We start from the raw sequence: 9,159 nt of genomic DNA, 5'->3' as shown, positions 1-9,159 counted from the left end.
ACAACCCCAGTCGCGAACCCGCCACCCCCGCGGCCGCACCCGCCGCCGCCGCCACCCCCGCCGGGGTGGTGACCCCGAGCGCGCCGATCTCGCTGCTGCTCGACGAACCCGGCACCGGGGCACTGGCCGCGGTCACCGACTCCGGCACCACCCTGCAGCTCATCGCCGGTGGCGTCACCCGCCCGATCACCTTGCCCGGCAAGGCCGCCGCGCTCGCGCCCGGTAAGCCCGGGGAGATCCTGGTCGCGGTGCCCGGCAAGATCCTGCGCGTCGACGCCGCCAGCGGCACGATCAGTGAGGTCACCGTCGACGGTGACGTGCGCGCGGTCGCGCTGCGCCCCGACGGCGGGCTCGTCGCCGGCCTGGGCAACGGCAAAGTGCTGCTGCTCGACGCCGACGGCACTGTGCGCCACAGCATTTCGGGCCTGTCCTCGGCCGACGCCATCGACGCGCGCGACGGCGCGGTGGTCGTGCTCGACCGCCGCCAGACCGCGGTCGTCGCCCTCGACGGCGACAGCAAGCTCGGGCTGTCGCTGCGCGCGGGCGACGGGGCCACGAACATGATCGGCGACCACTTCGGCCGCCGCCTCGTCACCGACACCGCCGGGGGCGAACTGCTGGTCTACACCGCCGATCCTTTGGTCCTGCACCAGCGTTTCCCGGTAGGCTCTGCTCCCTACGCACTCGCCTACGATCAGCGGTCCGAGACCGTGTGGGTGACGCTGACAGGCAGCAACGAAGTCGTCGGCTACGACCTGTCGACGGGTATACCGGTAGAGGTGGGGCGCTACCCGACGGTGCGCCAGCCCAACGCGGTGACCATCGACGACCGCACCGGTGACATGTTCGTGGGATCCGCGACCGGCGACGGTCTGCAGCGGATCGGCGCGGACCAGCGGAAGAGAGGGCAGTGATGGCTCGGGCCTCACGATCGGCGCACCAATCGCGCACATTACCGGAAGGCTGGGAGGAATCCAGCGACGAATGGGAATACGTGCCCCTGCGGCTGCCTCCCGGCGTCAGCAGGGTCACCGCCGCCCTCCGGCTGTCCATCCACGCGGAATACAGCGGCTGGGAGCTCTCCCGGGTACGCGCCTACACCGACGGCTCCCGCCGGGTGTTATTGCGCCGCCGCAAGACTCCCCTCCTATCCCCGACACCCGAGGCGGTGATGTAACCCCCTATGTATGAGCGCCTGTACGCCCTGTTGCTGAAGGTGATGTTCCTGCTCGCGCCGGAACGCGTCCACCATCTGGCCTTCGCCGCCATGAAGCTCGCGACCCGGTTCGCCCCGGGCCGCACGCTCACCACCGCGTTGCTCGTCGCCGACGACCCGATCCTGGCAACCCGCGTGTTCGGCGTGGACTTCCCCGCGCCCCTGGGTCTGGCCGCCGGGTTCGACAAGAACGCCGACGGCGTCGACGCCTGGGGACCCCTCGGCTTCGGCTACGCCGAGATCGGCACCGTCACCGCGGCGGCCCAGCCCGGCAACCCCGCCCCCCGGCTGTTCCGCCTGCCCGCGGACCGCGCGCTCATCAACCGCATGGGATTCAACAACTTCGGCGCCGCCGCGGCCGCCGAACACCTCGCGAACCGCCTGCCCGGCGGCGTCCCCATCGGCGCCAACATCGGCAAAACCAAGGTCGTCGAACCCGAGGACGCCGCCGCCGACTACGCCATCTCCGCGAAACTGCTCGGCCCCCTGGCCGACTTCATGGTCGTCAACGTGTCCTCCCCCAACACCCCGGGCCTGCGCGACCTGCAAGCCGTCGAATCCCTGCGCCCCATCCTGCAAGCGGTCCTCGACGAGGTCTCCATCCCGGTCCTGGTCAAAATCGCCCCCGACCTGTCCGACGACGACATCGACGCCGTGGCCGATCTGGCCGTGGAACTGGGCCTGGCCGGCATCGTCGCCACCAACACCACCATCCGCCGCGACGGCCTGAAAACCCCCTCCACCGAGGTGGAACCCCTTGGCGCAGGCGGCCTCTCGGGCCCGCCCGTCGCGGACCGCTCCCTGGAAGTCCTGCGCCGCCTCTACGCCCGCGTCGGCGACAAACTCGTCCTCATCTCCGTGGGCGGCATCGAAACCGCCGACCAGGCCTGGGACCGCATCCTCGCCGGCGCCTCCCTGCTCCAGGGCTACACCGGCTTCATCTACGGCGGCCCGTTGTGGGCCAAACACATCCACCGCGGCCTCGCCACCAAACTCCGCGCCCACGGCTACACCAGCCTCTCCGAAGCCGTAGGCGCCGAACACAAAACCCGCGCCTGATCACAGCGCATCACCGCCGACCGCGCCGCTCACTCGGCCCCCGGGGCCAGCCGAGCGCGCGGTCGGCATCGTATCGGTGCCCGGTCCGACCCCCGGCAGCAACGACTTTCACTCACCCCCACAGGTGACGTGACCGAGCCCCCGCATGGGCAGGTCGACGCGATTCGCCGAAAATCTCGAGCACAATCGGCATCGTTGCCTCGTCATCGTCCCGCGCAGCGGCCCCTCCGTCCAGATGCATCCGCTCGGCCAACCGCTGCGCCAGCAGAATCACCGCCCGATCCACCCCGATCCCCAACCGCGCCGCATGCATCGCCGCCGCAGCATGCGCCCGCTCGTCGTAAACCACCGCCGGATCCGACAACAACTCGTCCAACTCCATCCCCGCCCGAGCCTGCTCCCACGACAACCGCCGCCGAGGCAACCAACTCAACCGCCACTCCCCCTCCCCGTAGCCGGTGACGCGCACCGCGTACTCCGGGCTGAGATCACTTCTCATCTCCCGTGCGGTCATATCGATACTCATGCATTCCTCCCAGGGCTATCGACGCGAACCACGGGATCACCGTTGCGCGCCCAATTCCGCCCGCCGTAGCGTTCGCTGCCGCGGACCCCACCATCCCCTCATCAAGTCTTTTCCCCACATCGCATTCCAACCATCCGGTATTTCATGAGCCTCACGAATTTCTCGAAAACTGTCCGAAAAATCGCATTAGCCCGAAATTCCACGGCCGCCGCCATTTCCACCACCACCGCGTGCCGTTCCACCGCATCGAACACCGCCGCGACTCCCCGCGCTCGCGTCGACGCTGCTGCAAAATCGCCTGCACCTCGCGAACCGTGGTCCCCAACTGTGCCGCCAGTGCCTCCGCCCGGTCGTCGAGCTCGCCTACGCCACTGCATATTTCGGTCAGCTCGATGGCGGCCCGGGCCTCGGCCCGCGTCAACAGCGGCTCATTGCGCCAACTCAACTTCCACGCCGGCTCATCCCGCGCCAGACGCCGCGCCCACTCGGGCGTCTCACTGCTGGTGATCGATCGGCTGCTCTCGTAAATCACGACGGTCTCCTGCGGATGGTGCCGTCGCCGCCCGTGATGCTGTCGTATCGACATCCTCCTGGTGAGAGGAGTCCCTTGTCCGGCAATCGGTTAGGTCGCGGCCCGTGATGGACGCATGCGCGTCGGGTGGTGACGGGTTGTGCGGATGAGGGGATGTTGCGGTCAGGCGACAAGGCCTGTGCGGGTCAGCACCCCGTCGACATCGTGATCGCTTTCGGGTTCGCCACTTGCTATGCGCTTGCCCCGGCGCATGCGCCGGAGAAGATGCACCGCTGCCACCACCAGCACCTCCCGAACCGTTCTGGGGAGGACGATATTTCGCCGCTTCAAGTATGGCATTTGCCGACGACTTTCGGCATTTGCCGTTTCCACAAGGGAATTGACGACTATTCTGTTCGCTAAACCTAGTCGGCGGTATCGTTGGCGGCGAGTTGGTGGCCGATGGGCAAGGATCGCGCACGAGGAAAAGTCGCAGTGGCGACCTCGCAGGATCCCGGAATGGCAGCTGTGCGCAGCATCCTCATTCGCCTGCGCAAACGGTCGGGCCTGAGTTCGATCCGGCTGGGCAGCACGGAGATCGACACCACCGCACTGGTGCAGCTCAGCGTTGTCCGCCGCTATGCACACGCGCTGGGGATCACGCCGCAGGCGGCGGTCCCGGCGGTGATCGCCCTGGCGGCCGGTCAATTGCCCGCTACCCAAAGGCTGATCGCCGATGCGGAGTTGCGTCTGGGGCTCCTGCGCGAAACCATGCCTGCGGGTATCGATCTCGACGAACTCTATGCATCCGATCTCGGTGAGCGCCGCCGGTATGTGACACAGCGGTGGCATGAGCTGCACGAAGCATGGCATGCCAGCTTCATTCCGCCCCCTCCGACGGTTCGGAGCCTGCGCGGAGCTCCCGAAACCGAGGCCTTCACGGCGCTGGCGACGCAGCTGGTGTCCGGTTCGGTCCCGCTGACGCCGCGCAGCGGCATGGTGACCATCGTCGGAGACGCTGTTATCGACGACATCTATGTCGTGGAACAGATTCCGGAGCTGGGCACGTCGGTGTGGGGCGATCACCGCCGCCACCCGGGCGGGAAGGGCTTGAAACGTGCTGTGGCACTGGCGAAGTTCGGGCTCGACGTCAGGCTCATGTCCGCGGTCGGAGACGATGCGGAAGGCCGCTGGATTCAGGACTACCTGGTGGAGAACGATGTCGATACGAGCTTGATCCGCGTGAAGTCGGATGCGCGCACACCGGAGACCGCGGTCCTGATGAACCTCAGCGGGCAATACGCGGCAATCGCGTTCAAGCAGAGTCGCACCTGGCTCGACGAAGAGGATCTGGATCGATTGCCGATCGATCAGGTGATCCGGCAATCCAAGGCGGTGGTACTGACCTTTGAACAATCCGCCGAGGTGGCCGCACAGATCCTGCGTGTGGTCGATGCGTTGAAAACGGGCGTGGATCGGGTAGCGGACCCGCCCTGGCTGATCGTGAATGTCTCGCCCGCACAGGTGCTTCCGATGGCGATCCACCGCTATCTGCGTGCGGTCGACTACCTGATCGGCAGCCAGGCCGAGCTGGAGAATCTATGGCCCGGTGAATCCTTCGAGGAAGCGATCACACGGATCCTCTGCTTCGGGACCGGCGCGGTGTGCCTGCTCGACGGATCGCGGTGCGCCGTCCACCGCAGCCGTCGGGCACCGCTCGAGATTTCGAGATCGCCGTCGGTACTACCGGGTACTGCCGGTGCGGCATCGGCTTTCGCTTCGGCACTGACCTACCGCCTGGTTATGTCCGGTTGCCGGGCGGAGCGTCACGACTTCCTGTGGGCCATGATCGCGATGGAGGCGTCCGGGTCGGTGTTCAACCCCGATGCCGTGCCGTCGATCGAGCGCATCGAAGACCTCATCGCCCGCGATGGCGACGGCCCAGACCACGACGATTCCGACCAATAGCAAATGTTCAGTAATCCGACACTGGCGCTGAACCGAAACGTGCCGGACGGCTGGGCGCTAAACTGCGCCGAGTCCGACGTCGTGGGGCTGTTGCTCGTTCGGTCGGGCGGGTGTCTGTGTGTTCGAAAAGTTCACGTGACTAGGTCAGGGGTTTGCGTGGAGACGCTGGTCGGGGATGTATGTGACGGAGTGCGGCACCGGGAGTCGGTGGAGCCGAAACATCGATTTCTGCGTCGAGGGCAGGGCATCGATCTTCGCGTCGTGCCGGTAGGTCACGATGCATCCTTGGGATACGCGCTAGTTTTTGGCAATCCTAAAGATGACTGCCTGGTGCGCTTGCATTCCCGCTGCCTCTACGGTGACGCCCTGGCCTCGGACGACTGTGACTGCGGCCCCGAATTGCGGATCGCCTTGGACCAGATCCAGTTCGAAGGCTGTGGGGTCCTCGTCTACCTCGAACAGGAGGGGCGTGGAGCCGGTCTAGTCGACAAGGCTCGGGGTTACCGGATCAGCCAACAGTACGGTAAGGATAGCTTTGACAGTTATCGGATGATGGGGCTCGAGCCCGACACTCGCAGTTACACCGACGCTGCGCTCATCCTGCTGGCGCTCGGGTTGACCTCGGTTCGTCTGCTGACGAACAACCCGGACAAGGTGCGCGTGCTGCGCGAGGAGGGCCTGACGGTCACCATGGTGTCGCTGCACGTCGATCCGCCCAACACCTCGGTGCGCGATTATCTGCGCGCCAAGCGGATTCACCGTGGGCACTACCTGCCGCGATGGTGGTGGATGCATCGGCAGGTCGGCCGCGTACGGCGTGCGTGTATGCCGGTGATTTTCGGGCTCGGCCTTGCGGAACTGGCAAGGTTCCTGCGGCCGCATGCGATTACCGTCTGGGAGTGGCTGGGTCCTCCGGCGCATGTGCTCCCGGGAGCATTCGCCGCCTCCGCGGTCGGTCTGGCCGGCATCATCGGTCTGATTGCCGGACGGTACTTTTCCCCCCGCCGTCGTTTGCTGACCGCGCGCACACGATCTCTCCTTTCGCGTAATCGGTTGCGGTATAACGATCTTCGTTGATCATGACTCCGCCATTTTGCGTACCTCGCCACGGAGCAGCGGAAGGTTCGTCCATAATTGCTTGAGGCGGACTATCTCTGGGGACGCGGTGGAAGACCTTCAGCTGACCGAGCATTCGCTCTCGCGCAAGGGCCGGGAGATGCCGGTGCGGGTGATGGAACTGCGCGACAAACCCGATGGGACGGTCGAGCAGATCGTCGGCCACGTCCTGGTCTTCGGTCATCCAGGCGACGGCTGTCTGGTCCGGATCCACTCGCGGTGTCTCTACGGCGACGCGCTGCAATCCGACGATTGCGACTGCGGGCCAGAACTCGAGCTGGCGATGGATCTGATCCAGGACGAGAACGGCCAGGGTGTGCTGATCTACCTGGAGCAGGAGGGGCGTGGCGCAGGCCTGATCGTGAAGGCGATGGGCCTGCGGACCGGCGAGCAGACCGGCGCGGACACCTTCGACGCGTACCGGATGCTCGGCCATCCAGTTGACTCCCGGTCCTACGATCACGCGGCGGACGCGCTGACCTATCTGGGTCTGCGCTCGGTGCGATTGATGACCAACAATCCCGACAAACTGCAGGCGGTGCAGGACGCTGGACTCGATGTCCAAGCGGTGCCCTTGGCGACCGAGCCTCGCAGCGAGCGCGCCGCGCTCTACATGGAGGCCAAACGGCGAGGCGCCAACCACAGCTACCCGGAACCCTGCGGCAGAACCGCGTCGACAGGTCGCGCACCCACTGTGGATGCGGCCCTGCGGCATGCGAATCGGTAAATTCGGCCACCAGTGTGGCCGGTGTAGCCCGAGACACACACGCGGGGATCTGGCACGATGAGTGAGCCGCGCCACAGCTGGCGCGTGGCCATCGCGGGATCGGGTTGGTCGTTCTCTCGGACGTCGGGGTTCGCGCGGTGGGTGCGCGAGGTGGCGCGGTACAGCGAGAGGCAATCGGGAAAAAGGGTTATGACGACTGACATCGGGTATGCGCACGCATCTGGGAAGACCGTTCACACGATTCCGGAGGCGTTTCAGGAAACGTTGACGCTGCGGCCGGAGCAGGTGGCGTTGCGGACTGTCGGGGGGACACGGCAGATCACCTGGCGTGAGTACGGGCAGCGGGTGCGCGCCATCGCGGCGGGGCTGGCCGGGTTGGGAGTGGGGCCGGGCGACACCGTCGGGATCATGCTGACCAATCGGCCCGAGTTCAATCTGGTCGACACCGCGGCGCTGCACGTGGGGGCGACGCCGTTCTCGATCTACAACACCAGCTCGCCCGAGCAGATCGCGCATCTGTTCACCAATGCCGAGAACAAGCTCGTCATCACCGAACCGGCGTTCCTGGACACCGTGCGCTCGGCCGGTGTCGAGCTGGAACACATTGTGCTGGTGGAAGGTTCGGCCACGGGCACACTGACCCTGGCCGAGGTGGAAGCCGCGCCCAAACAGGACTTCGACTTCGACGCCGCCTGGAAGGCGGTCAAGCCCGAGGATGTCGCGACCCTGATCTACACCTCCGGCACCACCGGCCCCTCCAAGGGCGTGGAGCTGACCCACGCCAATGTCGTCGCCCAGATCGTGGGCCTGGTCGAGGGCCCGCTCACCGTCGGCCTCGACGACCGCTCGGTGTCCTACCTGCCCGCCGCCCACGTCGCCGACCGCATCTCCGGCCACTGCGCCAACCTGTTCACCGGCGTCCAGATGACCTGTGTCCCCGACCCGCGCGAGATCGCCGCCGCCCTGCCCGACGCCCGCCCCACCGCGTTCTTCGGTGTCCCGCGCGTCTGGCAGAAGATCAAGGCCGGCATCGACGCCAAACTCGCCACCGAGGCCAGCCCGGTGAAGAAGGCCCTGGCCGGATGGGCCATCGGCATCGGCGCCCAGGCCGCCCGCGCCGACCTGGCCGGCACCGGCCGCGGCGCGCTGCTCGACGTCCAGCACAAGCTGGCCGACGCACTCGTGTTGAGCAAGCTGCGCCACGCACTCGGCTTCGACGAGCTCAAGGTCGCCGCCTCCGGCGCCGCCGCCATCCCGCCCGAAACCCTGGAATACCTGCTGGGCCTGGGCTTCACCGTCACCGAGGTGTGGGGCATGTCGGAAACCTCCGGCGTCGGCACCTACACCCCGCTGGCCAAGCCCAAGCCGGGCACCGTCGGAGTTCCGTTGAAGGGCCTCGAGATCCGCCTCGGCGAGGACGGTGAACTGCTGGTGCGCGGCGGCATCGTCACCCGCGGCTACCGCAAGATGCCCGACAAGACCGCCGAGGCCATCGACTCCGACGGCTGGCTGCACACCGGCGACGTCGCCACCATCGATGGCGACGGCTACATCAGCATCGTCGACCGCAAGAAGGAACTCATCATCAACGAGGCGGGAAAGAACCTGTCTCCCACCAATATCGAGAACACCGTCAAGGCCGCCTCCTCCCTGGTCGGCCAAGTGGTCGCGATCGGTGACGCCAAACCGTTCATCTCCGCGCTCATCGTCTTGGACCCCGACACCGCCGTGGTCCGCGCCAAGGCCCTGGGCGCCCCCGACGCCGACCTGAAAACCCTGGCCGCGCACCCGGAGATCATCGCCGAGATCAAGGCCGCCGTCGCCATCGCCAACGCCAAACTCTCCCGCGTCGAACAGATCAAACGCTTCACCCTGCTCGACACCGGCTGGGAACCCGGCGGCGACGAACTGACCCCCACCCTCAAACTCAAGCGCAACCCCATCGCCACCAAATACGCCACCGAGATCGCCGCGCTCTACCTGACCCCCGCCCCCGACGGCGTGATCAACATGAGCTGACCCCGCGGCGGCCACCC

9 protein-coding genes are annotated in these 9,159 nt (G+C 66.7%); 7 read left to right on the top strand and 2 right to left on the bottom strand.

What is annotated here, in order from left to right; all coding sequences use genetic code 11:
* The 3 genes from ACAM49_RS35950 to ACAM49_RS35940 form a co-directional block, all read left to right on the top strand.
* Positions 1–914: YncE family protein (locus ACAM49_RS35950; protein WP_369639999.1), on the top strand; the 914-nt coding region annotated here is incomplete at its 5' end.
* Positions 914–1,177 (top strand): DUF5703 family protein, encoded by a 264-nt coding sequence (locus ACAM49_RS35945; RefSeq protein ID WP_369639998.1) that lies wholly within the window; start codon positions 914–916, stop codon positions 1,175–1,177. The genes ACAM49_RS35950 and ACAM49_RS35945, both read left to right, overlap by 1 nt.
* Before the next feature lie 18 nt (positions 1,178–1,195).
* The gene (locus tag ACAM49_RS35940) at positions 1,196–2,275 is read left to right on the top strand and encodes a quinone-dependent dihydroorotate dehydrogenase (protein ID WP_369640000.1); all 1,080 of its coding nucleotides are present in this window, start codon (positions 1,196–1,198) and stop codon (positions 2,273–2,275) included.
* Positions 2,276–2,387: 112 nt separating this feature from the next.
* Here ACAM49_RS35940 and ACAM49_RS35935 read toward each other — a convergent pair whose 3' ends face one another.
* Both ACAM49_RS35935 and ACAM49_RS35930 read right to left on the bottom strand, forming a co-directional pair.
* The gene (locus ACAM49_RS35935) at positions 2,388–2,801 is read right to left on the bottom strand and encodes a hypothetical protein (RefSeq protein WP_369639997.1); all 414 of its coding nucleotides are present in this window, start codon (positions 2,799–2,801) and stop codon (positions 2,388–2,390) included.
* Between the two features lie 151 nt (positions 2,802–2,952).
* Positions 2,953–3,333 (bottom strand): hypothetical protein, encoded by a 381-nt coding sequence (locus ACAM49_RS35930; protein ID WP_369639996.1) that lies wholly within the window; start codon positions 3,331–3,333, stop codon positions 2,953–2,955.
* Between the two features lie 498 nt (positions 3,334–3,831).
* Here ACAM49_RS35930 and ACAM49_RS35925 point away from each other — a divergent pair, with 498 nt between their 5' ends.
* The 4 genes from ACAM49_RS35925 (at position 3,832) to ACAM49_RS35910 (ending at position 9,142) form a co-directional block, all read left to right on the top strand.
* A complete protein-coding gene (locus ACAM49_RS35925) occupies positions 3,832–5,280 on the top strand; it encodes a carbohydrate kinase family protein (protein ID WP_369639995.1) in 1,449 nt (482 codons plus the stop codon).
* 156 nt (positions 5,281–5,436) lie between these two features.
* Positions 5,437–6,357, top strand: coding sequence for a GTP cyclohydrolase II RibA (gene ribA / locus ACAM49_RS35920; protein ID WP_369639994.1), 921 nt, complete (start codon positions 5,437–5,439; stop codon positions 6,355–6,357).
* Between the two features lie 88 nt (positions 6,358–6,445).
* Positions 6,446–7,123 carry a GTP cyclohydrolase II gene (locus ACAM49_RS35915; RefSeq protein WP_369639993.1) on the top strand — a complete coding sequence of 226 codons (678 nt, stop codon included), beginning with the start codon at positions 6,446–6,448 and terminating at the stop codon, positions 7,121–7,123.
* 189 nt (positions 7,124–7,312) lie between these two features.
* Positions 7,313–9,142, top strand: a complete 1,830-nt coding sequence (locus ACAM49_RS35910) for a long-chain fatty acid--CoA ligase (protein WP_369639992.1) — start codon at positions 7,313–7,315, stop codon at positions 9,140–9,142.
* The last annotated feature ends 17 nt before the right edge of the window (positions 9,143–9,159 follow it).

Origin of the sequence: Nocardia sp. JMUB6875, from assembly GCF_041154655.1 — a bacterium.
Classification (GTDB): Bacteria; Actinomycetota; Actinomycetes; order Mycobacteriales; family Mycobacteriaceae; genus Nocardia.
The sequence above is the reverse complement of the archived record's forward strand: the minus strand, read 5'-3'. Positions and strand labels throughout refer to the sequence as shown.

Coding starts and splice junctions, on each gene's coding strand:
- ACAM49_RS35945 (WP_369639998.1), top strand. CDS start 914: ATGGCTCGGGCCTCACGATCGGCGCACCAATCGCGCACATTACCGGAA.
- ACAM49_RS35935 (WP_369639997.1), bottom strand. CDS start 2,801: ATGAGTATCGATATGACCGCACGGGAGATGAGAAGTGATCTCAGCCCG.
- ACAM49_RS35925 (WP_369639995.1), top strand. CDS start 3,832: ATGGCAGCTGTGCGCAGCATCCTCATTCGCCTGCGCAAACGGTCGGGC.
- ACAM49_RS35910 (WP_369639992.1), top strand. CDS start 7,313: ATGACGACTGACATCGGGTATGCGCACGCATCTGGGAAGACCGTTCAC.